This is a genomic window from Scandinavium hiltneri, from assembly GCF_024764835.1.
Classification (GTDB): domain Bacteria; phylum Pseudomonadota; class Gammaproteobacteria; order Enterobacterales; family Enterobacteriaceae; genus Scandinavium; species Scandinavium hiltneri.
On sequence record NZ_JALIGE010000074.1, the window covers coordinates 412,273 to 438,347 of the forward strand.

Below are 26,075 nucleotides of genomic sequence, written 5' to 3' on the forward strand. Positions count from 1 at the left end.
GTCACGAAGATAATGTTCTGATTAAGTTGGAGAAATCTTCTTTGATGTCATGGCTTTCTTCACGCAACTGCTCGATCTTGCGGCACGCATGCAGCACGGTCGTGTGGTCGCGGCCACCAAACGCATCGCCAATTTCCGGCAGGCTGTGGTTGGTGAGTTCCTTGGCCAGCGCCATCGCCATCTGGCGCGGACGCGCCACAGAGCGGGAACGACGCTTGGACAGCAAATCTGCCACTTTGATCTTATAGTACTCCGCCACCGTCTTCTGAATATTGTCGATGGTGACCAGTTTTTCCTGCAGCGCCAGCAGATCGCGCAGCGCTTCACGCACGAAATCAATGGTAATGGCCCGACCGGTAAAATTGGCGTTGGCGATAACGCGGTTCAGTGCGCCTTCAAGTTCACGCACGTTGGAGCGCAGGCGCTTGGCAATAAAGAACGCCACTTCGCCCGGCAGACGAATGTCGTTCTCGTCGGCCTTTTTCATCAGGATCGCCACGCGCGTTTCGAGCTCAGGTGGCTCGATCGCAACGGTTAATCCCCAGCCAAAACGGGACTTCAGACGATCTTCAACGCCGTTGATCTCTTTAGGATAGCGATCGGACGTCAGGATTATCTGTTGATTCCCTTCCAGCAGGGCATTGAATGTGTGGAAGAACTCTTCCTGAGATCGTTCTTTATTAGCAAAGAACTGAATGTCATCTATTAGCAGGGCATCAACGGAACGGTAGTAACGCTTGAACTCTTCGATGGCGTTGTTCTGCAGGGCTTTGACCATGTCCTGAACAAAACGCTCGGAGTGCATGTACACCACTTTGGCGTTCGGTTTACGGGCAATAATGCCGTTGCCGACAGCGTGTAACAGGTGCGTTTTACCGAGACCCGTGCCGCCATAAAGGAACAACGGGTTGTATGCGCCGCCAGGGTTATCTGCCACCTGACGCGCCGCAGCACGCGCTAACTGGTTCGATTTACCTTCAACGAAGTTATCGAACGTGTGCTTTACGTTTACGTTGGAGCGATAGGACGGTTCTGCCGGAGCGGGAACGTTATCCCAGCCCTGGCGTGCCTGAGGAATGGCACGCGGTGCATGTACCTGCTGAGCATGTGCCTGAACGGCAACCTGCGCGGTTTCTCTCGCGACCTGCGTGGCAGGCCTGGCACCCACTTCAAACCGCAGTTGCGGGGCGTCGGTACCGCAGAAATCATTCAACAGTCCGTTGATATTATTGAGGTATTTATCCCTTACCCAATCAAGCACAAAACGATTTGGTGCATACAATGCCAGCGTGTTATCGCTCAGCTCCGCCTGCAATGGGCGGATCCACATGCTGAATTCTGTGGCTGGTAACTCATCCTGCAATCGGGCAAGACACTGCTGCCAAAGCGAAAGTGACACGGCGGACTCCAATCGAACAAATAAGGGTGAAACAGAATTAATGATTGTTGACACACGTCGGACAGCCCACAGGTCGGTGGGGGTGACGTGCGAACCGCTATCAGCGGTTGTTACTCCGATCAGGATCCAGGAAACGATCGGGACCGCGGATCATAGCCTAAACTGCGCCAGAGATCTCCTGTTTCTCACAGATTCTTCCCGATTTATCCACAGGGAAGATCGGGACCGGCTAAGTGTAATCGATCCTGGTCAGAGTGAGGGGCGATTTCGCCCGCATATTGGAAAAATTAATGCGTCGCGACAATTTTTTGCATAATCGATCTAATAAAGATCCCGGGCGATCCTTGCGCTTTAATTGGCAGGCTTTATAATCCTCCACCCGGTGCGTGTTACTCGCTAACGCGGACCGTTGCCGGTCATTTTGCACGCGAAATCGTGCGGAAATACGCGGGAAATAAGGTAAAGAGAATTGACTCCGGAGTGTACAATTATTACAATCCGGCCTCTTTAATCACCCACACTGAAGCGGAAGTCGTTCGAAACTCGTTCGGGTACACGCAAAAGTCAGTGAATTTATTCAAGTTTAGGTAGAAATCGCCATGAAACGCACTTTTCAACCGTCTGTACTGAAGCGCAACCGTTCACACGGCTTCCGTGCTCGTATGGCTACTAAAAATGGTCGTCAGGTTCTGGCACGTCGTCGTGCTAAATGCCGTTCTCGTCTGACCGTTTCCAAGTAATAAAGCTAACCCCTGAGTGGTTAAGCTAGCTTTTCCCAGGGAGTTACGCTTGTTAACTCCCAATCATTTCACATTCGTCTTCCAGCAGCCGCAACGGGCTGGCACGCCGCAAATCACCATCCTCGGCCGCCTAAATTCGCTGGGGCATCCCCGCATCGGTCTTACTGTCGCCAAGAAAAACGTTAAACGCGCCCATGAACGCAATCGGATTAAACGTCTGACGCGTGAGAGCTTCCGTTTACGTCAGCATGAACTTCCCGCTATGGATTTCGTGGTGTTAGTTAAGAAAGGGGTTGCAGACCTCGACAACCGGGCAATCACGGAAGCGTTGGAAAAATTATGGCGCCGTCACTGTCGCCTGGCTCACGGGTCCTGATAGCCCTTATCCGGGTCTATCAACGCCTGATTAGTCCGCTACTCGGGCCACACTGCCGTTTCACTCCCACCTGTTCACAATACGGAATTGAGGCATTGCGCAGGTTTGGAGTGTTAAAAGGCAGTTGGTTGACGGTGAAACGCGTATTAAAATGCCACCCTTTACACCCGGGTGGTGACGATCCCGTCCCACCAGGACCAACAAATACCAGAGAACACTAACGATGGATTCGCAACGCAATCTTCTTATCATCGCTTTGTTGTTCGTGTCTTTCATGATCTGGCAGGCATGGGAGCAGGATAAAAATCCTCAGCCTCAGCAGCAGATTACGCAGACTACGACCACCGCCGCGGGCAGCGCCGCCGACCAGGGCGTTCCTGCCAGTGGCCAGGGAAAACTGATTACGGTGAAAACCGACGTGCTTGAACTCGTTATCAACACCCGTGGTGGTGATGTTGAGCAGGCACTGCTGTTAACTTATCCGAAAACGCAGAATTCTAACGAGCCGTTTAAGTTACTGGACACCTCATCGGACTTTATCTATCAGGCACAGAGCGGTCTGACCGGTCGTGATGGCCCGGATAACCCTGCTAACGGTGCACGTCCACTGTACAACATTGATAAAGATGCGTTTGTTCTGGCTGATGGGCAGAATGAACTGACTATTCCGCTGACTTATACCGATAAAGCCGGCAACACCTTCACCAAAACCTTCACCCTGAAACGCGGTGGATATGCGGTGAACGTGGGCTACAACGTGAAGAACGCCGGTGAGAAACCACTGGAAGTCTCCACCTTCGGTCAGTTGAAGCAGTCCATCAATCTGCCACCGGCACTCGATACCAAAGGCGGCGGTCTGTCCACCATGCATACATTCCGTGGCGCGGCTTACTCCACGCCAGACGAGAAGTATGAAAAGTATAAGTTCGACAAAATCGCCGATAACGAGAACCTGAACATCAGTTCTAAAGGCGGTTGGGTTGCGATGCTGCAGCAGTACTTTGCTACCGCATGGGTACCGAACAACGACGGTTCGAACAACTTCTACACGACTAACCTCGGTAACGGCATTGCTGCTATCGGGTATAAGTCTCAGCCAGTACTGGTTCAGCCAGGTCAGGCGGCAAACCTTGCCAGCACCCTGTGGGTTGGCCCGGAAATTCAGGACAAAATGGCAGCCGTTGCGCCACACCTGGACTTGACCGTTGACTATGGTTGGTTGTGGTTCATTTCTCAGCCGCTGTTCAAGCTGCTGAAATTTATCCACAGCTTCCTCGGTAACTGGGGCTTCTCCATCATCGTTATCACCTTCATCGTTCGTGGCATCATGTACCCGCTGACCAAAGCGCAGTACACCTCCATGGCGAAGATGCGTATGCTGCAGCCGAAAATTGCGGCGATGCGTGAGCGTCTGGGCGATGACAAACAGCGCCAGAGCCAGGAAATGATGGCCCTGTATAAAGCAGAGAAAGTAAACCCACTCGGTGGCTGCTTCCCTCTGGTTATCCAGATGCCAATCTTCCTTGCGCTGTACTACATGCTGATGGGCTCCGTTGAACTGCGCCACGCACCGTTTGCTCTGTGGATCCATGACTTGTCCGCACAGGACCCGTACTACATCCTGCCGATCCTGATGGGCCTGACGATGTTCTTCATCCAGAAGATGTCGCCAACCACCGTGACCGACCCGATGCAGCAGAAGATCATGACCTTTATGCCGGTCATCTTCACCGTGTTCTTCCTGTGGTTCCCGTCAGGTCTGGTGCTGTACTATATCGTCAGCAACACCGTGACGATTATCCAGCAGCAGCTGATTTACCGTGGTCTGGAAAAACGTGGTCTTCATAGCCGCGAAAAGAAAAAATCCTGATTCGGTAGGCATTCGCTAAAATGGAAGGCGGTCAGATGACCGCCTTTTTTATTAGGTATAGAAAGAGACTAACCATGAACCATAACGACACGATTGTTGCCCAGGCCACACCGCCAGGACGCGGCGGCGTGGGTATTCTGCGTATATCTGGCCTGAAGGCTCGCGACGTTGCACAGGCGGTATTGGGCAAGCTGCCGAAGCCGCGCTACGCCGATTACCTGCCGTTTCACGATGTCGAAGGCGCGACGCTGGATCAGGGTATCGCCTTATGGTTCCCGGGGCCGAACTCCTTTACCGGGGAAGACGTGCTGGAGCTTCAGGGCCACGGTGGCCCGGTTATCCTCGACCTGCTGCTAAAACGTATTCTGACGCTGCCCGGTGTGCGCATTGCCAATCCGGGTGAGTTTTCCGAACGCGCATTCCTCAACGATAAGCTCGACCTGGCACAGGCCGAGGCGATTGCCGACCTGATCGACGCCAGCTCCGAACAAGCGGCACGTTCGGCGATGAACTCGCTGCAGGGGGCGTTCTCGGCGCGCGTGAATCATCTGGTGGAAGCGTTGACCCATCTGCGCATTTACGTCGAAGCGGCGATCGATTTCCCGGATGAAGAAATTGATTTCCTCTCCGACGGCAAAATCGAAGCACAGCTCAACACCGTTATCGGCGATCTCGATGCCGTACGTGCCGAAGCGCGTCAGGGCAGCCTGCTGCGCGAAGGGATGAAAGTGGTCATCGCCGGGCGTCCAAACGCCGGTAAATCGAGCCTGCTGAACGCACTGGCAGGCCGAGAAGCCGCGATTGTCACCGATATCGCAGGCACCACTCGCGACGTATTACGCGAACACATTCATATCGACGGGATGCCGCTGCACATTATCGACACCGCCGGGCTGCGCGATGCCAGCGATGAAGTTGAGCGCATTGGTATTGAGCGTGCCTGGCAGGAAATCGAGCTGGCCGACCGGGTGCTGTTTATGGTCGACAGCACCACCACCAACGCCGTCGATCCGGCAGAAATCTGGCCGGACTTTATCGCCCGTTTGCCTGCGAACCTACCGATCACCGTGGTGCGTAACAAAGCGGATATCACCGGCGAAGCGATCGGTCTGAGCGAAGTGAACAGCCACTCACTGATTCGCCTTTCTGCACGTCAGGGAGAGGGTGTGGACGTTCTGCGCAATCATCTCAAGCAGAGCATGGGCTTCGACACCAATATGGAAGGCGGCTTCCTCGCCCGTCGTCGTCATTTGCAGGCGCTGGAAACGGCAGCTGAACATCTGCAACAGGGTAAAGCCCAACTACTGGGCGCCTGGGCGGGTGAACTGCTGGCCGAAGAACTGCGTCTTTCGCAGCAGGCGTTGAGCGAAATCACCGGGGAATTTACCTCCGATGACCTCCTGGGCCGTATTTTCTCGAGCTTTTGTATCGGAAAATAAGCGCCGCCTGGCGAATAATGGCTTAGTCAAAACCCACCGCACCCGGTGGGTTTTTCCATTAATGAAAACACCGTTATCCAAATGGCAACTCGTGTCCCTCCTCAACGCCCCGCAAATCCCAAGATAAGCTGGCTAAAATCGATGATTAAGTAACTCTACAGTGACGCGTTTCAATCCGGTTTTCTCAGCGAGATTAGGCCCTAATTTTGTGAACTCACAGACTATTGCGCCTAAGGAAATGTAAATATACTGGCCGATGGCTTTTCAGCGCCATTATTCCACATTAAAACCTCATCATCCTGGGTAATAATAGGGTTATCTTTCCGAACTCATGACCATTAATCACGGAGCGACATAATGGCAACGCACTTCGCAAGAGGGATCCTTACCGACGGGCACCTGCACTCAGTGCGGCTTTCTTCGTCCTGTCACAACGCGGCACGACAACTGCCTCAGCATCGTCGGGCTCGTTATTTATCCTCCCGGGCGCTGCTCGCAGAACTGCTATTTATGCTTTATGGCACCAGCGAACTTCCCGAAATGGTTTTACGTCCCGATGGCAAACCAATGTTTCGCGACAGCAAACAACCGCATTTCTCCATCGCCTATGCCGGAAATATCGTCGGTGTCGCGCTGACCACCGAAGGCGAATGCGGCCTGGACATGGAGCTGCAGCCTACAACCCGCAGTGTTAACCGCCCCAGCACACCCGAAAATTATCCTTTCAGCAATAACGAATCGCTGTGGATCAAAAACCAAAACGATCCCAACGAAGCGCGAACGCAGCTGCTGGCCCTGCGCCAGAGTGTTCTCAAGCTGACCGGTGAAACCCAACACGATTCGCAGCAGTTGCTTCAACTCCTGCCAGGTTCTGGCCGCCTGCGTGCCGCCAAAATGCTACAAATAGAAGCCATTTGCGATGCAGAAGACGTGCTGGTGTGGTCAATTGCCGCAACGCCTGCGATTGAACGACTGAAGGTCTGGGAGTTCGACAGCAAAGCCGGCTGGCGCGGCCTGCCGGATATGCAAATTCGCGCCAGCGAATCCGCGGCCCGCCTGATGCGTTTTACCAGCCTGCCTGCGGAAAAAGCGCTTATACTGAACTGACTTATCATGATGAAAATTAAAGGAGTAATCATGTCTGATGCGTTGAAAGTGGTGACATTACTGGGAAGCCTGCGCAAACACTCATTTAACGGTATGGTGGCGCGCACCCTGCCAAACATCGCCCCGGCGGGCATGGCGATTTCCGCCCTGCCGTCGATTGGTGATATTCCGCTGTACGATGCCGACGTTCAGCAAGAAGAAGGTTTTCCGCAGAGCGTAGAAGCGCTGGCGGCGCAGATTCGTGAGGCTGACGGCGTGGTGATTGTGACGCCAGAGTATAACTACTCCGTGCCTGGCGGCCTGAAAAATGCCATCGACTGGCTGTCACGTCTGCCAGAACAACCGCTGGCCGGGAAGCCGGTGCTGATCCAGACCAGTTCGATGGGCGCGATTGGCGGTGCACGTTGCCAGTATCACCTGCGTCAGATTCTGGTATTCCTTGATGCGATGGTAATGAACAAACCGGAGTTTATGGGCGGAGTGATTCAAAACAAAGTCGACCCGCAAACGGGTGAAGTGATTGATCAGAGCACGCTCGACCATCTGACCGGTCAGTTAACCGCGTTCGGGGATTATATTCAGCGAGTGAAAAAGTAAATCAGATGAGTGCAACCTGATGCACTCTCCCACAGGGGCGGGTGCGCAAACTAAAAACGGCAACCCTTAGGTTGCCGTTTTACATTTACCTGTTCGCTGTTTATCAGTCGATAAACACAATCTTCAGGACGAACAGCACCGCAACAGAGATGACGCACGGGCTGAGATCGCGGAAACGACCGGTACCGATTTTCATCACGCAGTAAGAGATAAAGCCCAGTGCTATCCCTTCGGTAATAGAGAAGCTAAACGGCATCATCACCGCCGTAATAAACGCGGGAACGGCTTCGGTCAGGTCATCCCACTTAACGCGGGCGAGGCTGGACGTCATCAGTACGCCGACATAAATCAGCGCACCTGCAGCAGCGTACGGCGGCACCATGCCAGCCAGCGGCGACAGGAAAATAACCAACAGGAACAGCAGACCGACAACGACTGCCGTCAGACCGGTACGGCCACCAACAGACACGCCTGATGAGGATTCAATGTACGCGGTAACGGAGGAAGTACCGATAAACGCACCGGCAACTGAAGAAATACTGTCGACGAACAGCGCCTGCTTCATGCGCGGGAATTTACCGTTTTCATCGGTCAGGCCCGCTTTGTCGGTCACGCCAATCAGGGTGCCGGAGGAGTCAAACAGGTTGACCAGCATGAAGGAGAAAATCACACCAGCCAGGCCGATGTTAAAGGAACCGGCCAGATCAACATGACCGATAACAGACGTCACATCCGGTGGCGTCGAAACGATACCCGAATAGTGAACATCGCCCAGCGCCCAACCCAACAAGGTAGTCACCACGATGGAAACCAGCACCGCCGCATGAATGTTACGGGAAGCCAGAATAGCAATGATGAAGAAGCCGAGAATGCCCAGCAGCACGCTGTGAGACGTCAAGTGGCCGATAGACACCAGCGTGTCTTTGTTGGCGACAATCACGCCGGCATTTTTCAGGCCCATCATGCCAATGAACAGGCCGATACCACTGGTGATCCCCACGCGTAGGCTCATTGGGATATTGGCAATCATCCAGTAGCGCACGCGGAAAATGGTCAGCAACAGCAAACCAATCGCGCCCCAGAAAATCGCGCCCATACCCACTTGCCACGTAAGGCCCATCGCGCCGACCACGACAAACGCGAAGAAGGCGTTCAGGCCCATCGCGGGTGCCAGTGCAACCGGCAAGTTAGCAAACAGCCCCATCAGGATGCTGCCAAGTGCGGCGATAAGACAGGTGGTAACGAAGACCGCACTGGTATCCATGCCCGCGGCACCCAGAATTTGCGGGTTCACAAAAACGATGTACACCATCGTCAGGAACGTTGTACAACCGGCAATCACTTCTGTGCGTGCCGTCGTTCCGTGCTCGCGCAGTTTAAACACGCGCTGAAGCAGACCCTGACCCGACGTCTGGGTGTTTTGTTGTTGGCTCATCTTCTGGTTCCAAACTAAGGAGGGGAAAATTCGTCGCTATCCTATACCAAAATGCGACAATAGGGAGGTGTACGACACATTTTTTTTCATTGATTTTGCTTATACGGCAACGATTGCGTGGGGCAAATTGTATTACGTAAACGTTAAACTTGTGACAACAGGAAACGGCATGTCCAGTATTGAGGCGGTATTTTTCGACTGCGATGGCACGCTCGTCGACAGTGAAGTGATTTGCTCCCGGGCATATGTCCACATGTTCCGGGAATTCGGTATCACTCTTGAGCTTGAAACGATTTTTAAGCGTTTTAAAGGCGTGAAGCTGTACGAGATTATCGACACCATCAACGCCGAACACGGTGTGAATCTGGTGAAAGAGACGCTGGAACCGGTGTATCGTGCCGAAGTTGCACGGCTGTTCGACAGCGAGCTGGAAGTCATAGCTGGCGCGAATGATTTGCTGGACGCGATGACGGTGCCGATGTGCATCGTCTCCAACGGCCCGGTGAGCAAAATGCAACATTCGCTGGGGAACACGGGTTTGCTGCATCATTTCCCGGACAAACTGTTCAGCGGGTATGACATTCAGGCCTGGAAGCCCGATCCGGCGTTGATGTACCACGCGGCGAAAGCGATGAATGTAGATCCGGTGAACTGTGTGCTGGTGGATGATTCGAGCGCGGGCGCAATGTCCGGCGTGGCGGCGGGGATGGAGGTCTTTTACTTCTGCGCCGATCCGCATAATCAGCCGATCGACCATCCGAAAGTGACGACCTTTACCTCGCTGGAGGAATTACCGGGGTTGTGGAAAGCGCGGGGTTGGGAGATTACGCGTTAGTTTCCCCTCACATCGGCCTTCTCCCCAAAGGGTTTCCCTCTCCCCCAGTGGGGAGAGGGTTAGGATGAGGGGTTTAAAACTCACTCTTTCGGATCTTTACCCGCCAGCAGTTTATCCAGCTCGTCGCCACCCACGTGACGGAAATCCTGTCCTTTCACGAAATAGAAGATGTATTCGCAAATGTTCTGACAACGGTCGCCGATACGCTCGATTGAACGGGCGCAGAACAGCGCGGTCAGCACGCTTGGAATGGTGCGGGAGTCTTCCATCATGTAGGTCATCAACTGACGCACAATGCCTTCATACTCCTGATCGACCTTTTTATCTTCGCGATAGATTCGCACCGCTTCATCCAGGTCCATACGCGCAAACGCATCGAGCACATCATGCAGCATTTGCACGGTATGGCGCCCCAAAGACTCGAGGCTCACCAACAGGGGCTGATGCTGCTGCGAGAACTTCTCCAGCGCGGTGCGGCAAATTTTGTCCGCCACATCACCAATACGTTCCAGCTCGGCAATGGTCTTGATGATAGCCATCACCAGGCGCAGATCGCTGGCGGTTGGCTGACGTTTGGCGATGATACGCACACAGGCTTCATCGATGGCCACTTCCATCATATTGACCTGTTTATCACCGTCGATAACGCGTTTGGCCAGCTCCTGATCCTGATTGTGCATCGCGGTGATGGCGTCAGAAAGCTGCTTTTCCACCAGCCCGCCCATGGTCATCACCTGAGTGCGGATATGCTCCAGCTCTGCGTTGAACTGGCCGGAAATGTGTTTATTAAGGTTTAGGTTGTCCATTGTTCCTCCAATTGCCCCAGAAATATAAAGGGGCAAATCAACCGTAGCGGCCAGTAATGTAGTCTTCAGTTTGTTTCTTCGCAGGCTTGGTAAACAGATCGTCGGTATTGCTGAATTCAATCAGTTCGCCAAGATACATAAACGCAGTGTGGTCGGAACAACGCGCCGCCTGCTGCATGTTATGGGTCACGATGACCACGGTGTAATCCTGCTTCAGTTCGGTGATGAGTTCTTCAATGCGCCCGGTAGAAATCGGGTCCAGCGCTGAACACGGCTCATCAAGCAGCAAAACTTCCGGACGAATCGCGATACCGCGAGCGATGCACAGACGCTGCTGCTGACCACCGGAGAGAGAATATCCGCTCTGGTGCAGTTTATCTTTGGTTTCGTTCCACAATGCGGCCTTGGTCAACGCCCACTGCACGCGCTCGTCCATATCGGCACGCGATAGCTTTTCAAACAGGCGCACGCCGAAGGCGATGTTGTCATAAATCGACATCGGGAACGGCGTCGGCTTCTGGAACACCATGCCGACTTTGGCGCGCAACAGGGCGATATCCTGGGTATTCGTCAGAATGTTGTCGCCATCCAGTAAAATTTCACCTTCAGCGCGCTGCTCCGGATACAGCTCAAACATTTTGTTGAACGTGCGCAGCAGGGTCGATTTACCACACCCTGACGGGCCGATAAACGCGGTGACCTGGTTCTTGGCAATATCCAGGTTGATGTTCTTCAGGGCATGGAATTTGCCGTAGTAAAAGTTCAAATCGCGAACAGCAATTTTTCCCGGGGCGGTATTCACCATACTCATCTCAATCTCTTCCTCATCCGGTGCCGCACGGGGCCGCACCGCAAAAATTTAACCGTGTTTCTACTTCGCGAAAATGACGCGCGCCAGAATGTTAAGCAACAGTACGCACAGGGTAATGATCAGCACCCCGGCCCAGGCCAGCTGTTGCCATTCGGCAAACGGGCTCATGGCAAATTTGAATATGGTCACCGGCAGGTTGGCAATTGGCTGCATCATGTCGGTGCTCCAGAACTGGTTCGAGAGCGCGGTAAACAGCAGCGGTGCGGTTTCGCCAGCGATACGTGCAATAGCCAGCAGAACGCCGGTCATGATCCCGGAAATCGACGCTTTCAGCGTGATGGCAGAAATCATTTTCCACTTCGGCGTGCCCAGCGCATACGCCGCTTCACGCAGGCTGTCCGGAACCAGTTTCAGCATGTTCTCGGTGGTACGAATGACAATTGGCACCTGCAGCAGCGCCAGCGCAATGACGCCCGCCCAACCGGAGAAGTGCTGCATCTTCGCCACAACGATGGTGTAGACGAACAGGCCAACAACGATAGACGGCGCGGAAAGCAGAATGTCGTTGATGAAGCGAATCACTTCGGCAAGCCAAGATTTGCGGCCATACTCCGCCAGCCAAATTCCCGCCATGATACCCAGCGGCGTCCCGACCACGGTCGACCACAGGATAAGCAGGCCGCTACCGGCCAGGGCATTCGCCAGACCACCGCCCGCCGTGTTCGGCGGCGGCGTCATTTCGGTGAACAGCGCCAGCGACATCCCATCAATCCCACGCGTGACCGTCGAGAACAAGATCCACACCAGCCAGAACAGGCCAAACACCATGGTTCCCATCGACAGCGTCAGCGCAATGCGGTTTTTGAATCGACGACGCGCCTGCATTTTGCGGCGAGACTCGATGAGCTCAGGTGTGGTTTGCATTTCTAACGTCGCCATTAGCGTGCCCCCTCGTTTTTCGCGAGGCGTTTAACCATCAGCTTGGAAATGGCCAGCACGATAAAGGTGATAACAAACAGGATCAGGCCGAGCTCCATTAACGCCGAGACGTGCAGCCCGGATTCCGCTTCAGCGAACTCATTGGCGAGCGCAGAGGTAATACTGTTGCCCGGCATATACAGAGACGCGCTGTCGAGCTGGTAGGTGTTACCGATAATGAACGTCACTGCCATCGTTTCACCGAGCGCGCGACCCAGGCCAAGCATCACCCCACCAATCACTCCATTTTTGGTGAACGGCAGAACGATACGCCAGATAACTTCCCAGGTGGTGCAGCCGATGCCATAGGCCGACTCTTTCATCATCACCGGGGTTTGTTCGAACACATCACGCATCACTGCGGCGATGTAAGGAATAATCATGATGGCGAGGATAACCCCCGCAGCCAGCAGGCCGATACCAAACGCGGGGCCAGAGAACAGGGCGCCAACGAAGGGAATGGTAGACAGCACGTTGCCCACCGGCTCCTGGAAGTAGGTCGCAAACAGCGGGGCAAAGATAAACAGGCCCCACATGCCGTAAACGATACTCGGGATAGCGGCTAACAGTTCAATCGCGATACCCAGCGGGCGCTTCAGCCAATTTGGTGCCAGCTCCGTCAGGAACAGGGCGATACCGAAACTCACCGGAACGGCAATCAGCAGGGCGATAACGGAGGTCACGATCGTGCCGTAAATAGGCACCAGCGCACCGTAGATATCATTCGGTGCATCCCATTCTTTGGTCCACAGGAAGGAGAAACCAAATTTCTGGATGCTCGGCCAGGAAGAAATGATCAGGGAAACAATTATGCCGCCCAGCATCAATAGCACAATCAGCGCCGCCAGTTTTACCAGCACGCCGAAAATAATGTCACCCTTTTTACCCGGTGGGTTAAATGCAGGCTTGGTTGCAGCCATAAATTACTCTTCAGTTAAAGACGTCTTACGAATATGCCCGGTGGCGCTTCGCTTACCGGGCCTACAAACTGAACTGTAGGGCGGGTAAGCGAAGCGCCACCCGCCATCTTCGTCAAAAATATTCTGTTAGTACAGCGCTTTACCGCTGCTGTCTTTCACGTTGGTTTTCCATGCAGCACGTACCTGCTCAACCACGCTATCCGGCAGTGAAGCGTAATCCAGTGCGTTAGCTTCTTTGGCGCCATTTTTGTAGGCCCAGTCGAAGAACTTCAGCACTTCAACACCCTGCTCTGGTTTCTTCTGATCTTTGTGAACCAGAATGAAGGTAGTAGAAGTGATTGGCCACACGTCGTCGCCTTTCTGGTTAGTCAGGTCCTGAGCGAAGGATTTGCTCCAGTCAGCGCCCTTCGCGGCGTTGGCAAAGCTTTCTTCGGTCGGGCTCACGGACTTACCGTCAGCGGAAATCAGTTTGGTGTACGCCAGGTTGTTCTGCTTAGCGTAAGCGTATTCTACGTAGCCGATTGAGCCAGGCAGACGCTGAACGAAGGCAGCGATGCCGTCATTGCCTTTACCACCCAGACCGGTCGGCCAGTTAACGGTAGAGCCTGCACCTATTTTCGATTTCCACTCATCGTTCACCTTAGACAGGTAGCTGGTGAACACGTACGAGGTACCGGACCCGTCTGCGCGACGAACAACCGCGATGTTCTGAGAAGGCAGTTTCTTGCCCGGGTTCAGCTTAGTAATCGCTTCGTCATCCCACTTCTTGATTTTACCGAGGTAGATGTCGCCGAGGGTTTTACCGTCGAGTACCAGCTCACCGGATTTGAAGCCTGGCAGGTTAACCGCCAGAACGACGCCGCCGATAACGGTCGGGAACTGGAACAGGCCTTCCTGAGAGAGTTTTTCATCAGTCAGTGGCGCATCGGAAGCACCGAAATCCACAGTGTTGGCAGTAATCTGCTTCACACCGCCGGAGGAACCAATACCCTGATAGTTGACCTTGTTACCGGTCTCTTTCTGGTAGGTATCTGCCCATTTGGCATACACCGGCGCAGGGAAGGTTGCACCGGCACCCGTCAGGCTTGCTGCTGCCAACGCAGAGAAAGCGCTCATCGATAAGGTCGCGGCGACAACAGTTGCGACAGTGGTACGCATAACTTTCATAATGTCTCCTGCAGATTTCGTAAATCGTTGTTTAAGTGGCTACGTTGAGCAAAATAGGACAAACAGGTGACAGTTAAATGTACGAAATATGACAGTTTTATTACGCTGAAAATTTAGCTTAAATATTTGAGTGTTTTTTATTAATAATCAAATAGTTAGTTTTATTTGTGACATTGTGTTGTCAGTAAAGTTTTCTTTTTATGACACTGCAAACGTTAGCTGAATATGACAGATTGTCATGTTTATGACGGGGAATAGAGAAGAAAAAAGCCCTGCGGGAGCAGGGCCTTCGGGGATTACTCGACGGTCACAGATTTTGCCAGATTACGCGGCTGGTCAACGTCGGTGCCTTTGATCAGCGCCACGTGATAGGCCAACAACTGCAACGGCACGGTGTAGAAGATTGGCGCGATGACCTCTTCCACATGCGGCATTTCGATGATGTGCATGTTATCGCTGCTGTTGAAACCGGCATCCCGATCGGCAAAGACGTACAGCACACCACCGCGGGCACGCACTTCTTCGATGTTAGATTTCAGTTTTTCCAGCAGTTCGTTATTCGGCGCAACAACGATAACCGGCATATCCGCGTCGATCAGCGCTAGCGGACCGTGCTTGAGTTCACCTGCCGCATACGCTTCCGCGTGAATGTAGGAGATCTCTTTCAGCTTCAGCGCGCCTTCGAGGGCAATGGGATACTGATCGCCACGCCCCAGGAACAGCGCATGATGCTTGTCGGAGAAGTCTTCCGCCAGCGCTTCGATACGTTTGTCCTGCGAGAGCATTTGCTCGATACGGCTCGGCAGCGCCTGCAAACCGTGCACGATATCCTGCTCAATCACTGCGTCCTGACCTTTCAGATTCGCCAGTTTCGCCACCAGCATCAGTAGAACGGTCAGCTGCGTAGTGAATGCTTTGGTGGATGCCACGCCAATTTCAGTACCCGCGTTGGTCATCAGCGCCAGATCGGATTCGCGCACCAGCGATGAACCCGCCACGTTACAAATCGCGAGAGAGCCCAGATAGCCTAGCTCTTTTGACAAACGCAGTGCCGCCAGAGTATCCGCCGTTTCACCGGACTGGGAAAGGGTGATCATCAGGCTGTTGCGGCGTACCGCAGATTTGCGATAGCGGAATTCCGAGGCGATTTCGACATCGCACGGCACGCCGGCCAGCGATTCAAACCAGTAGCGCGACACCATACCTGAGTTGTAAGACGTGCCGCAGGCCACAATCTGAATGTGCTCAACGTTGGCCAGCATTTCGTTGGCGTTCGGTCCCAGCTCGCTCAGATCGACCTGTCCGTGGCTGATGCGCCCGGTCAGGGTGTTTTTGATAGCGTTCGGCTGCTCGTAGATCTCTTTTTGCATGTAGTGACGGTAAATGCCTTTGTCACCTGCGTCGTACTGCAAATTAGATTCGATGTCCGGGCGTTTTACCTGCTCGCCGGATTTAGCAAACACGGTCACGCTGCGACGCGTCACTTCTGCGATATCACCTTCTTCGAGGAAGATGAATCGGCGAGTAACCGGCAACAGTGCCAGCTGATCGGAGGCAATGAAGTTTTCACCCATGCCCAGGCCAATCACCAGTGGGCTACCTGAACGGGCAGCCAGCAGGGTGTGCGGATCGCGGGTATCCATGATCACGGTACCATAGGCGCCACGCAGTTGCGGGATAGCACGCAGCACGGCTTCACGCAGCGTTCCGCCCTGCTCCAGCTCCCAATGAACGAGGTGAGCAATCACTTCGGTGTCGGTTTCTGAGACGAACACGTAGCCGCGAGACTGCAACAGTTCGCGCAGCGGTTCGTGGTTTTCGATGATGCCGTTATGCACCACGACGATATGATCGGAAACATGAGGATGGGCGTTGCCTTCTGACGGCTCGCCATGGGTCGCCCAGCGAGTGTGTGCGATACCCGTGCCGCCGTGCAGCGGCCTATCTTCCGCGGCCTGAGACAGCATGTTTACTTTACCGAGGCGACGCAGACGGGTCAGATGCCCCTCGTTGTCGACCACTGCCAGTCCGGCAGAGTCATAACCGCGGTATTCCAGACGACGAAGCCCTTCGAGAAGGATTTCAGCAATATCACGCTGCGCGACTGCGCCAACAATTCCACACATAGTTAGATTTCCTGATATGGCACGATGCCATGCGTTGTCGCTGACCTGTATTTCCGGTTTTTACCGGAGCCCCGAGCCTTGTAGAGAGTGGGGTTATAGTTTGGGTTACTGCTGGTGGGCGGGAGATTATGTTATCCCCTCAACCCCTGTCTGCCTGATGACGGCTATGCCTTATCAGGCCTACAAAATCGTAGAGCGGGTTAGCGAAGTGCCACCCGCTGCTTTCATTACTTCTTCTTCACCGGGCGCTGCCAGCCTTGCTTATGCACCTGCGGCACACGGCTTAAGACCAGTTCGTTATCAGCCACGTCTCGGGTCACGGTGGTCCCGGCGGCAATCGTCACACCTTTGCCTATGGTGACCGGGGCCACCAGCTGAGAGTCGGAACCGACAAACACATCATCGCCAATGATGGTTTTGAATTTGTTCACGCCATCGTAGTTACAGGTGATGGTGCCTGCGCCGATATTCACGTTATCGCCAATTTCAGCGTCACCGAGATAGCTCAGGTGGCCGGCTTTGGAGCCTTTACCCAGACGCGCTTTTTTCATTTCAACGAAGTTGCCGACGTGTGCGCCTTCCAGCAGTTCAGCACCTGGACGCAGACGGGCGAACGGGCCAATAGTGCAGGCGGCATGCAGTTGAGCATCTTCCACCACGCTGTACGGGCTGATTTCGCAGTCGTCGCCGATTACGCTATTTTTAATCACGCAGCCCGCGCCAATTTTTACGCGATGACCGAGCGTAACGTTACCCTCGAGGATAACGTTAGTATCGATTGAAACATCGCGCCCGTGAGTGATGCTGCCGCGCAGATCAAAACGCTGTGGGTCTCGCAGCATGACGCCAGCCAGCAGCAGCTTTTCAGCCTGCTCGCTTTGGTACACGCGCTCCAGACGGGAAAGCTGCAGACGGTTATTAACGCCTTCCACTTCGCTTAAACGAGCCGGATGAACGGCAGCAATTTCACGCCCTTCCTGGTACGCCATGGCGATGATATCAGTGATGTAGAACTCGCCCTGGGCGTTGTTGTTCTCGAGCTTGCCCAGCCAGCATTTGAGGTCCGCGCCACCGGCAATCAGGATCCCGGTATTGATCTCCTGAATTTCACGCTGTGCGTCGGTCGCATCTTTGTGTTCGACAATCCCGGTCACCTGACCATTTTCACGGGTGATTCGCCCGTAACCGGTTGGGTCATCAAGCTTAACGGTCAGCAGACCAATTCCACCGTGCGGCTTCGCCGCACGCAGACGCTCAAGCGTTTCAACAGAGATAAGCGGCACGTCGCCGTACAGCATCATGATGTCTTCATCATCGCCGAAGAACGGCGCAGCCTGCTGCATTGCGTGCCCGGTGCCGAGCTGTTCGGCCTGAAGCACCCAATTCAGGTTGCCTTCGCTGAGGGTTTGTTTCAGCAGTTCACCACCGTGTCCGTAAACCAGGTGAACCTGAGATGCGCCTAATTCATCAGCTGCATCAATCACATGCTGAACCATCGGCTTGCCCGCCAGTGTATGCAACACTTTTGGGAGATCGGAATACATGCGAGTTCCTTTGCCAGCGGCAAGGATAACCACGCTCATCGCACTGTTTGACATACGCATCCTGACAGTTGTTTGAGTGAGAAGTTAAACCCTTTCACATTGAAATTTCTACATATTTTTCATCATGAAATGAAGTGCAGAGAAAATAGCCATGTGAAAGCTAAAATGGATTTTATGACGCTATTTTCAGCTATCGTAGCGCGCTTTGTCTCGAAAAAAAGACCCAATATCCGAAGATTAGCCGCTATGTTGCTGCTTTGGCTGTTCTTTTGACACCTGAATCAAGAATGCTGTTGAGCTGAAAAACAAAAAGGCCGCCTTTCGGCGACCTTCTTTTATTCTTTTGTGCAACAAATCAGAGGATTAGAAGCTCAGATTGCTGAACATTGCGATGATTTTATGAAAGCGTTTCATTTTGATTCCTGCATAGCATGCATTGTTATGTGATCTAACTCACAAAACAAAGTCTACGCTGGGTTTTTGAATGATGCAACATTTATGTGACACTTATCACACTTAAGGATTACATCAGAGTACCACCCAATAAAAAAGCCAGCCTGGAAACCAGACTGGCTTTTATGCTTTCAAGCCGGTGTTACATCGCTTTTTTGGTCAACTCGATAACGCGCAGTTTGGCGATCGCTTTGGCCAGTTCCGCAGACGCCTGAGCGTAATCCACGTCGCCGTGAGAGCTCTTAATGTGCTCTTCCGCTTTGCGTTTCGCTTCCAGAGCTCGCGCTTGGTCGAGATCCTGGCCACGAATGGCGGTGTCAGCCAGTACGGTTACGTTACCTGGCTGCACTTCCAACACACCGCCGGACAAGTAGATGAACTCTTCATGTCCGTGCTGCTTCACGATGCGAATCATACCAGGCTTAATGGCGGTGAGCAGCGGGGCGTGACCCGGGTAAATACCCAGTTCACCTTCGCTACCCGTTACCTGGATCTTTTCGACCAGACCGGAGAACATTTGGCTCTCCGCGCTGACGACATCCAGGTGATAAGTCATTGCCATGTCACCCTCCGATTAAGGCGTTAAAGTTTTTTAGCTTTCTCGACAGCTTCGTCGATAGTGCCAACCATGTAGAACGCCTGCTCTGGCAGATGGTCATACTCGCCGTCCATGATGCCTTTAAAGCCACGGATGGTATCTTTCAGCGAGACGAACTTGCCCGGAGAACCGGTGAAGACTTCTGCTACGAAGAATGGCTGAGACAGGAAGCGCTGGATCTTACGCGCACGTGCTACAACCAGTTTATCTTCTTCGGAAAGCTCATCCATACCCAGGATTGCGATGATGTCTTTCAATTCCTGGTAACGCTGCAGGATGGACTGAACGCCACGCGCGGTGTCGTAGTGTTCCTGGCCAACAACCAGTGGATCCAGCTGACGGCTGGTGGAATCCAGCGGGTCAACGGCTGGGTAGATACCCAGAGACGCGATCTGACGGCTCAGTACCACGGTTGCATCCAAGTGAGCAAAGGTGGTGGCTGGAGATGGGTCAGTCAAGTCATCCGCAGGTACGTATACCGCCTGAACGGAGGTGATAGAACCGGTTTTGGTTGAAGTGATACGTTCCTGAAGAACGCCCATCTCTTCGGCCAGAGTCGGCTGATAACCTACCGCAGAAGGCATACGACCCAGCAGTGCAGATACTTCTGTACCGGCCAGGGTATAACGGTAGATGTTATCGACGAACAGCAGTACGTCTCGACCTTCGTCACGGAATTTCTCAGCCATGGTCAGACCGGTCAGAGCAACGCGCAGACGGTTTCCCGGTGGCTCGTTCATCTGGCCGTAAACCAGGGATACTTTATCCAGTACGTTGGAATCGGTCATCTCGTGGTAGAAGTCGTTACCCTCACGAGTACGTTCTCCCACGCCCGCAAATACGGAGTAACCGGAGTGTTCGATAGCGATGTTACGGATAAGCTCCATCATGTTTACGGTTTTGCCTACACCGGCACCACCGAACAGACCAACTTTACCACCCTTCGCAAACGGACAAATCAGGTCCATTACTTTGATGCCGGTTTCCAGCAATTCCTGAGAGCTTGACAGCTCTTCGTAGGAAGGTGCTGCACGGTGAATCGCCCAACGGTCTTCTTCACCGATATCGCCTTTCATGTCGATAGGCTGGCCCAGTACGTTCATGATACGACCGAGCGTTGCTTTACCTACAGGGACTTCGATTGGGTGCTCGAGATCTTTAACATCCAGACCACGACGCAGACCGTCAGAAGAACCCATGGCGATGGTACGGACGATACCACCACCGAGCTGCTGCTGAACTTCCAGCACCAGGCTCTCGTTACCATTCATAACCTCAAGAGCATCGTACACGCGCGGTACGGCATCCTGAGGGAATTCGACGTCAACCACGGCGCCGATTACCTGGACAATTTTTCCAGTAGCCATCTTGAATCCTCTACGAATTAACCTGGTTATACCGCGGATGCACCACCGACGATTTCGGTGAGTTCCTGAGTAATGCTGGCCTGACGAGCTTTGTTGTATACCAACTGCAGCTCTTTAATCAGGCTGCCGCCATTGTCGGTCGCGGCTTTCATCGCCACCATACGTGCGGCCTGCTCGCTGGCCAGGTTTTCTACCACGCCCTGATAAACCTGAGACTCGACGTAACGGCGCAGCAGGGTGTCCAGCAGCACTTTCGGATCAGGTTCGTACAGGTAATCCCAGGATTTACGCTTCAGATCCTCGTCTTCTGATGCCGGCAGCGGCAGCAGTTGAGTAATGGTCGGAGCCTGAGACATGGTGTTAATAAATTTGTTGCTGACAACGTAAAGCTTGTCCAGACGGCCTTCATCATAGGCCTGCAACATCACTTTTACCGGGCCGATCAGTTCAGACAGGGAAGGGTTATCGCCCATACCTGTTACCTGAGCAACCACGTTACCGCCAACGGAATTAAAGAAAGACACGCCCTTGGAGCCGATCATCGCGAGTTCGCTTTGAACGCCTTTATCGGACCATGCTTTCATATCTGCCAGCAGCCTTTTGAACAAGTTAATGTTCAGGCCACCGCACAGACCACGGTCAGTGGACACCACCAGGTAGCCCACGCGTTTTACTTCGCGTTCTTCCAGGTAAGGGTGCTTATATTCCAGATTACCGGTGGCAAGGTGACCAATCACTTTGCGCATGGTATCAGCATAAGGACGGCTGGCTGCCATGCGTTCCTGCGATTTACGCATTTTGGACGCGGCGACCATTTCCATCGCTTTAGTGATCTTCTGCGTGTTCTGGACGCTTGCGATCTTACTACGTATCTCTTTTGCGCCGGCCATGAGCTTCTCCTCAATGCCTAACGGCCTGCCCTAGGACAGACCGTCAGACGTTACCAGGACTGGGTTGCTTTGAAGGAATCGAGGATGCCTTTCAGCTTGCCTTCGATTTCGTCGTTATAGCCACCGGTCTGGTTGATTTCTTGCATCAGCGGAGCATGGTCACGGTCGACGTAAGCCAGCAGAGCGGCTTCGAAGCTACCGATTTTCGCCAGTTCCACATCTTCGAGGTAACCGCGTTCAGCCGCGAACAGAACCAGACCCTGCTGTGCTACAGACATTGGGGCATACTGTTTCTGTTTCAGCAGCTCGGTCACTTTCTGACCGTGGCTCAGCTGTTTACGGGTTGCTTCGTCCAGATCGGATGCGAACTGAGAGAACGCAGCCAGTTCACGATACTGTGCCAGAGCGGTACGGATACCACCGGACAGTTTCTTGATGATCTTGGTCTGAGCAGCACCGCCCACACGGGATACGGAGATACCTGGGTTAACTGCCGGACGAATACCGGAGTTAAACAGGTTGGTTTCCAGGAAGATCTGACCATCGGTAATCGAGATTACGTTAGTCGGAACGAACGCAGAAACGTCACCCGCCTGAGTCTCGATGATTGGCAGAGCAGTCAGGGAACCGGTTTTACCTTTAACTTCACCTTTGGTGAAGTTCTCAACGTATTCCGCGTTTACGCGGGATGCGCGCTCCAGAAGACGGGAGTGGAGGTAGAACACGTCGCCTGGGAATGCTTCACGTCCTGGTGGACGACGGAGCAGCAGGGAAACCTGACGGTAAGCAACAGCCTGTTTGGACAGGTCATCGTAAACGATCAGTGCATCTTCACCGCGGTCACGGAAGTATTCGCCCATTGCGCAACCGGCATAGGGCGCCAGGTACTGCAGTGCAGCAGATTCAGACGCGGTAGCAACAACAACGATGGTGTTGGCCAGAGCGTTGTGCTCTTCCAGTTTACGAACCACGTTGGAAATGGTGGACGCTTTCTGGCCGATAGCCACGTACACACATTTGATGCCAGAATCGCGCTGGTTGATGATTGCATCGATAGCCATAGCGGTTTTACCGGTCTGACGGTCACCGATGATCAGCTCACGCTGGCCACGGCCGATTGGAATCATCGCATCAACAGATTTATAGCCGGTCTGAACAGGCTGGTCGACAGACTGACGCTCGATTACGCCCGGTGCGATAACTTCGATTGGCGAGAAGCCATCGTTATCAACTGGACCTTTACCGTCAATCGGTGCACCCAGAGTGTTCACCACGCGGCCTAACATGCCACGGCCAACCGGCACTTCAAGAATACGGCCAGTACACTTAACCTTCATGCCTTCGGCGAGGTCAGCATACGGACCCATCACAACTGCACCTACGGAGTCGCGCTCCAGGTTCAGTGCGATAGCGTAACGGTTACCCGGAAGGGAAATCATCTCACCCTGCATACAATCGGCCAGGCCGTGGATGCGGATAACACCGTCGCTTACAGAAACAATAGTACCTTCGTTATGAGCCTCGCTCACAACATTGAACTGAGCAATGCGCTGCTTGATCAGTTCGCTGATTTCGGTGGAATTCAGTTGCATGCTCCAGTCCCCTTAAGACTGCAATACGTCTGCAAGGCGTTCAAGACGGCCGCGTACGCTACCATCAATGACCGTATCACCCGTGCGGATGATGACGCCTGCCATTACAGACTTATCGATTTTGCAATTCAGCTTAACTTTGCGTGACAGACGTTTTTCCATCGCGGCAGAGATTTTCGCGAGCTGTTCGTCACTCAGTGCCGTTGCGGAAGTCACTTCGACTTCTGCTGTCGCTTCACTCAGCGCGCGTAAATGCGCGAACTGCTCGAGAACATCCGGGAGCGCCTTAAGACGACCGTTTTCAGCCATTACCCGAATCAGGTTCTGGCCGCTGGCGTCCAGCTGCTCACCACAGATTGCGATAAACGCATCTGCGAGCGTTTCCGGCGCAAGAGCGCCAGAAAGTAACTCTGCCATGTGATCGTTTTTCGTGACCTCGGCGGCAAACGACAGCATATCCTGCCAGCTATCTACGCGTTGGTTTTCGACCGCAAAGTCAAAAGCTGCTTTGGCGTAGGGGCGAGCTACCGTTACAAATTCAGACATCAGCCCCTCCCTCCTTACAGTTCAGCGACAAGTTTATCCACGATGTCGCTGTTAGCAGCTTCATCCACGGAACGTTCGATGATCTTCTCGGCACCAGCAACAGCCAGAATCGCGACCTGCTTGCGAAGTTCTTCGCGAGCACGCTTACGCTCGGCATCGATTTCAGCCTGAGCCTGGGCAACGATTTTGCTTCGTTCCTGTTCTGCTTCAACCTTCGCTTCGTCCATGATCTGAGAACGGCGTTTGTTTGCCTGTTCAATGATCACCTGGGCTTCCGCTTTGGCTTTTTTCAGCTGGTCGGTCGCGTTGGCCTGTGCAAGGTCCAAATCTTTCTTGGCACGTTCTGCGGAAGCCAAACCGTCAGAAATTTCTTTCTGACGCTTCTCGATGGCTGCCATTAATGGCGGCCATACATACTTCATGCAGAACCAGACAAAGAGAATAAACGCGATGGCCTGGCCGAGGATTGTTGCGTTCATGTTCACAGCACAATACCTCTTAAAAATTTAACGGCTACTTACTACGCGACAGCAAACATCACGTACAGACCCAGACCGACAGCGATCATCGGGATAGCATCCACCAGACCCATAACGATAAAGAACTGAGTACGCAGCAGAGGGATCAGATCCGGTTGACGCGCTGCGCCTTCCAGGAATTTACCTCCGAGGATGCCGATACCGATCGCAGCACCGATTGCCGCCAGACCCATCATCACAGCGGCAGCCATGTACAGCAGATCCATATTCAGGTTTTCCATGACAGTCTCCAGTTTGTTTCAGTTAAAACGTAGTAGTGTTGGTAAAGAATCAGTGCTCTTCAGACGCCATCGACAGATAGACGATCGTCAGAACCATGAAGATAAAGGCTTGCAGCGTAATAATCAGGATGTGGAAAATGGCCCAAGGCACATTCAGAATCCACTGTGACCACCACGGCAGAAGGCCCGCGATCAGAATGAAAATCAGCTCACCCGCATACATGTTGCCGAACAGTCGCAGACCGAGAGAAACCGGTTTAGACAGCAGGCTGACGCCTTCCAGGATCAAGTTGACCGGAATAAACGCCCAGTGATTGAACGGCTGCAGGGTAAGCTCTTTAACAAAGCCGCCAACGCCTTTCATTTTGATGCTGTAGAAAATAATCAGGATAAACACGCCCAGCGCCATAGAGAGGGTGATGTTCACGTCCGCAGACGGCACCACGCGCAGAGCTGGCAGGCCAAAAATGTGCTCGCCGATGTAAGGAATAAGGTCGATTGGCAGCAAGTCCATCAGGTTCATCAGGAAGACCCAAACGAACACCGTCAGCGCCAGTGGCGCAATCAGCTTGCTCTTGCCATGGTACATGTCCTTCACGCTGCTATGGACAAAACCGATGATCAACTCAATAGCCGTCTGGAATTTCCCTGGTACACCGCTGGTTGCTCTTTTCGCAACACCGCGGAACATGGCAAGGAACAACAGACCCAGAACCACCGAGAAGAACATGGAGTCAATGTTGAGCGTCCAGAAGGTGGCCGGGGGGTTATGCGGATCCACCAGCGAGAAAGTACGCAGATCAAGCTGAAGGTTATTCAGATGATGACCTATGTATTCCTGCGGCGTCATATTTTCTGAAGCCATGATGCCTTTTACCCTTTGTTGTTGATTACAGCTGGCGCCAGAACTTGTACCACCAGCACCAAAACCCACGTCACTATCAGCGGCAAAAATACCACTTTAACAACCGCCAGCGCCACCGCCAGGAGGGCAAAGGTCAGCAACACCTTGAAGACTTCGCCGAAGGCGAAAGACCAGGCCACTCGGCCTTTGGCTGGTGTATGCGCCTGATGACGCCAGGCAAAAATCATAAACAATGCATTTGGCACGACAACCGCCAAACCTCCACATACTGCGGAGACGCCCCAGAAAGGGTCTTTAAGGCAAAACAGCAATCCACTTGCCGTTACCGCCAGAAGCTGAATGAACAGAAGCTTACGCGCCACGTTCCGACTCAAGAGCGACACAGACATCACGTTTTACTCCTGCTCCCTTCGAGGTATGCCGCGTGTCGTATAAAACGTTCTTTGACGCTCTGAGTCAAGCTTCAAAAAGCGGACAAATTATACGGTGACGCCCCGTTAATTCAAACAATAAGTAGCGAAAAGGTGAATAAATGTTTAAATATTTTTCGACTGCACTGTTTTTCAACTTTTCGCGAAAGTGTGAACAATCAGGCAAAACGGCAAACAACGCGAAAAACGGCACATAAAAGCGTGCATCCGATCACAAAAAAAACATTTTCACGGTTATCGAAAATGCGCATAGAAAAAATTCATAGAATTCATCTTTCTGAATTCAATAACAAAAATAACAGATTATTTTTAAAACAGCCCCATACACCACAAAAACCTTTCATTGACATTCTTAATAAACATTTAACATTCGAATACGGTTAACAATGCCGATTTTTAGCAGGCTGATATTTTCGTGGTTGA

27 protein-coding genes are annotated in these 26,075 nt (G+C 53.1%); 9 read left to right on the forward strand and 18 right to left on the reverse strand.

Going from position 1 to position 26,075, the window contains the following annotated elements; translation table 11 throughout:
• Position 1: 1 nt before the first annotated feature.
• The gene (gene dnaA, locus MUU47_RS14880) at positions 2–1,399 is read right to left on the reverse strand and encodes a chromosomal replication initiator protein DnaA (protein ID WP_258967684.1); all 1,398 of its coding nucleotides are present in this window, start codon (positions 1,397–1,399) and stop codon (positions 2–4) included.
• 290 nt (positions 1,400–1,689) lie between these two features.
• Between dnaA and MUU47_RS23605 the strand changes: the two genes are divergently transcribed.
• From MUU47_RS23605 to MUU47_RS14915, 8 genes are all read left to right on the forward strand, one after another.
• Positions 1,690–1,770 carry a hypothetical protein gene (locus tag MUU47_RS23605; RefSeq protein ID WP_445326599.1) on the forward strand — a complete coding sequence of 27 codons (81 nt, stop codon included), beginning with the start codon at positions 1,690–1,692 and terminating at the stop codon, positions 1,768–1,770.
• Positions 1,771–1,998: 228 nt separating this feature from the next.
• Positions 1,999–2,139: a 50S ribosomal protein L34 gene (gene rpmH / locus MUU47_RS14885; RefSeq protein WP_110510392.1), complete on the forward strand. Its 141-nt coding sequence runs from the start codon at positions 1,999–2,001 to the stop codon at positions 2,137–2,139.
• Positions 2,140–2,155: 16 nt separating this feature from the next.
• Entirely contained in the window at positions 2,156–2,515 is a 360-nt protein-coding gene (gene rnpA, locus MUU47_RS14890) for a ribonuclease P protein component (protein WP_110510393.1), read from the forward strand.
• On the forward strand, positions 2,479–2,736 hold the full coding sequence (gene yidD / locus MUU47_RS14895; RefSeq protein ID WP_110510394.1) for a membrane protein insertion efficiency factor YidD: 258 nt from the start codon (positions 2,479–2,481) through the stop codon (positions 2,734–2,736). The genes rnpA and yidD overlap by 37 nt, the downstream gene beginning before the upstream one ends.
• Before the next feature lie 2 nt (positions 2,737–2,738).
• Complete coding sequence (gene yidC / locus MUU47_RS14900; RefSeq protein ID WP_258988940.1) at positions 2,739–4,385, forward strand: membrane protein insertase YidC; 1,647 nt, start codon at positions 2,739–2,741, stop codon at positions 4,383–4,385.
• Between the two features lie 74 nt (positions 4,386–4,459).
• A complete protein-coding gene (gene mnmE / locus MUU47_RS14905; protein ID WP_258988942.1) occupies positions 4,460–5,824 on the forward strand; it encodes a tRNA uridine-5-carboxymethylaminomethyl(34) synthesis GTPase MnmE in 1,365 nt (454 codons plus the stop codon).
• 357 nt (positions 5,825–6,181) lie between these two features.
• On the forward strand, positions 6,182–6,931 hold the full coding sequence (locus tag MUU47_RS14910) for a 4'-phosphopantetheinyl transferase family protein (RefSeq protein WP_258988943.1): 750 nt from the start codon (positions 6,182–6,184) through the stop codon (positions 6,929–6,931).
• Positions 6,932–6,961: 30 nt separating this feature from the next.
• Positions 6,962–7,528, forward strand: a complete 567-nt coding sequence (locus MUU47_RS14915) for an NADPH-dependent FMN reductase (RefSeq protein WP_258988945.1) — start codon at positions 6,962–6,964, stop codon at positions 7,526–7,528.
• Positions 7,529–7,631: 103 nt separating this feature from the next.
• Here MUU47_RS14915 and MUU47_RS14920 read toward each other — a convergent pair whose 3' ends face one another.
• On the reverse strand, positions 7,632–8,963 hold the full coding sequence (locus MUU47_RS14920; RefSeq protein ID WP_258988946.1) for an NCS2 family permease: 1,332 nt from the start codon (positions 8,961–8,963) through the stop codon (positions 7,632–7,634).
• Positions 8,964–9,132: 169 nt separating this feature from the next.
• Between MUU47_RS14920 and yieH the strand changes: the two genes are divergently transcribed.
• Complete coding sequence (yieH, locus tag MUU47_RS14925) at positions 9,133–9,798, forward strand: 6-phosphogluconate phosphatase (RefSeq protein WP_258988947.1); 666 nt, start codon at positions 9,133–9,135, stop codon at positions 9,796–9,798.
• Between the two features lie 80 nt (positions 9,799–9,878).
• Here the strand turns inward: yieH and phoU are convergent, their stop codons facing one another.
• From phoU to atpI, 16 genes are all read right to left on the reverse strand, one after another.
• Positions 9,879–10,604 carry a phosphate signaling complex protein PhoU gene (gene phoU / locus MUU47_RS14930; RefSeq protein WP_258988948.1) on the reverse strand — a complete coding sequence of 242 codons (726 nt, stop codon included), beginning with the start codon at positions 10,602–10,604 and terminating at the stop codon, positions 9,879–9,881.
• 37 nt (positions 10,605–10,641) lie between these two features.
• A complete protein-coding gene (pstB, locus tag MUU47_RS14935; protein WP_110512435.1) occupies positions 10,642–11,415 on the reverse strand; it encodes a phosphate ABC transporter ATP-binding protein PstB in 774 nt (257 codons plus the stop codon).
• Between the two features lie 60 nt (positions 11,416–11,475).
• Entirely contained in the window at positions 11,476–12,354 is an 879-nt protein-coding gene (gene pstA, locus MUU47_RS14940; protein ID WP_258988949.1) for a phosphate ABC transporter permease PstA, read from the reverse strand.
• Complete coding sequence (gene pstC / locus MUU47_RS14945; protein ID WP_110512433.1) at positions 12,354–13,313, reverse strand: phosphate ABC transporter permease PstC; 960 nt, start codon at positions 13,311–13,313, stop codon at positions 12,354–12,356. The genes pstA and pstC overlap by 1 nt, the downstream gene beginning before the upstream one ends.
• A gap of 126 nt (positions 13,314–13,439) precedes the next feature.
• On the reverse strand, positions 13,440–14,480 hold the full coding sequence (pstS, locus tag MUU47_RS14950; protein WP_258988950.1) for a phosphate ABC transporter substrate-binding protein PstS: 1,041 nt from the start codon (positions 14,478–14,480) through the stop codon (positions 13,440–13,442).
• A 296-nt stretch (positions 14,481–14,776) separates the two neighbouring features.
• Positions 14,777–16,606 (reverse strand): glutamine--fructose-6-phosphate transaminase (isomerizing), encoded by a 1,830-nt coding sequence (gene glmS, locus MUU47_RS14955; RefSeq protein WP_258988952.1) that lies wholly within the window; start codon positions 16,604–16,606, stop codon positions 14,777–14,779.
• Between the two features lie 227 nt (positions 16,607–16,833).
• Positions 16,834–18,204: a bifunctional UDP-N-acetylglucosamine diphosphorylase/glucosamine-1-phosphate N-acetyltransferase GlmU gene (gene glmU, locus MUU47_RS14960; RefSeq protein WP_258988954.1), complete on the reverse strand. Its 1,371-nt coding sequence runs from the start codon at positions 18,202–18,204 to the stop codon at positions 16,834–16,836.
• Positions 18,205–18,745: 541 nt separating this feature from the next.
• Positions 18,746–19,165, reverse strand: a complete 420-nt coding sequence (locus MUU47_RS14965) for a F0F1 ATP synthase subunit epsilon (RefSeq protein ID WP_159756815.1) — start codon at positions 19,163–19,165, stop codon at positions 18,746–18,748.
• A 20-nt stretch (positions 19,166–19,185) separates the two neighbouring features.
• The gene (atpD, locus tag MUU47_RS14970) at positions 19,186–20,568 is read right to left on the reverse strand and encodes a F0F1 ATP synthase subunit beta (protein ID WP_159768837.1); all 1,383 of its coding nucleotides are present in this window, start codon (positions 20,566–20,568) and stop codon (positions 19,186–19,188) included.
• 26 nt (positions 20,569–20,594) lie between these two features.
• Entirely contained in the window at positions 20,595–21,458 is an 864-nt protein-coding gene (gene atpG, locus MUU47_RS14975; RefSeq protein ID WP_258988955.1) for a F0F1 ATP synthase subunit gamma, read from the reverse strand.
• 50 nt (positions 21,459–21,508) lie between these two features.
• Positions 21,509–23,050, reverse strand: a complete 1,542-nt coding sequence (atpA, locus tag MUU47_RS14980) for a F0F1 ATP synthase subunit alpha (RefSeq protein ID WP_110512426.1) — start codon at positions 23,048–23,050, stop codon at positions 21,509–21,511.
• A gap of 12 nt (positions 23,051–23,062) precedes the next feature.
• Entirely contained in the window at positions 23,063–23,596 is a 534-nt protein-coding gene (gene atpH, locus MUU47_RS14985; RefSeq protein ID WP_110512425.1) for a F0F1 ATP synthase subunit delta, read from the reverse strand.
• Positions 23,597–23,610: 14 nt separating this feature from the next.
• Positions 23,611–24,081, reverse strand: coding sequence for a F0F1 ATP synthase subunit B (atpF, locus tag MUU47_RS14990; protein WP_110512424.1), 471 nt, complete (start codon positions 24,079–24,081; stop codon positions 23,611–23,613).
• Between the two features lie 35 nt (positions 24,082–24,116).
• Positions 24,117–24,356, reverse strand: a complete 240-nt coding sequence (gene atpE / locus MUU47_RS14995; RefSeq protein ID WP_000429386.1) for a F0F1 ATP synthase subunit C — start codon at positions 24,354–24,356, stop codon at positions 24,117–24,119.
• Between the two features lie 49 nt (positions 24,357–24,405).
• Positions 24,406–25,221: a F0F1 ATP synthase subunit A gene (gene atpB, locus MUU47_RS15000; RefSeq protein ID WP_110512423.1), complete on the reverse strand. Its 816-nt coding sequence runs from the start codon at positions 25,219–25,221 to the stop codon at positions 24,406–24,408.
• Between the two features lie 8 nt (positions 25,222–25,229).
• Positions 25,230–25,610, reverse strand: a complete 381-nt coding sequence (gene atpI, locus MUU47_RS15005) for a F0F1 ATP synthase subunit I (RefSeq protein WP_258988980.1) — start codon at positions 25,608–25,610, stop codon at positions 25,230–25,232.
• Positions 25,611–26,075: the final 465 nt, after the last annotated feature.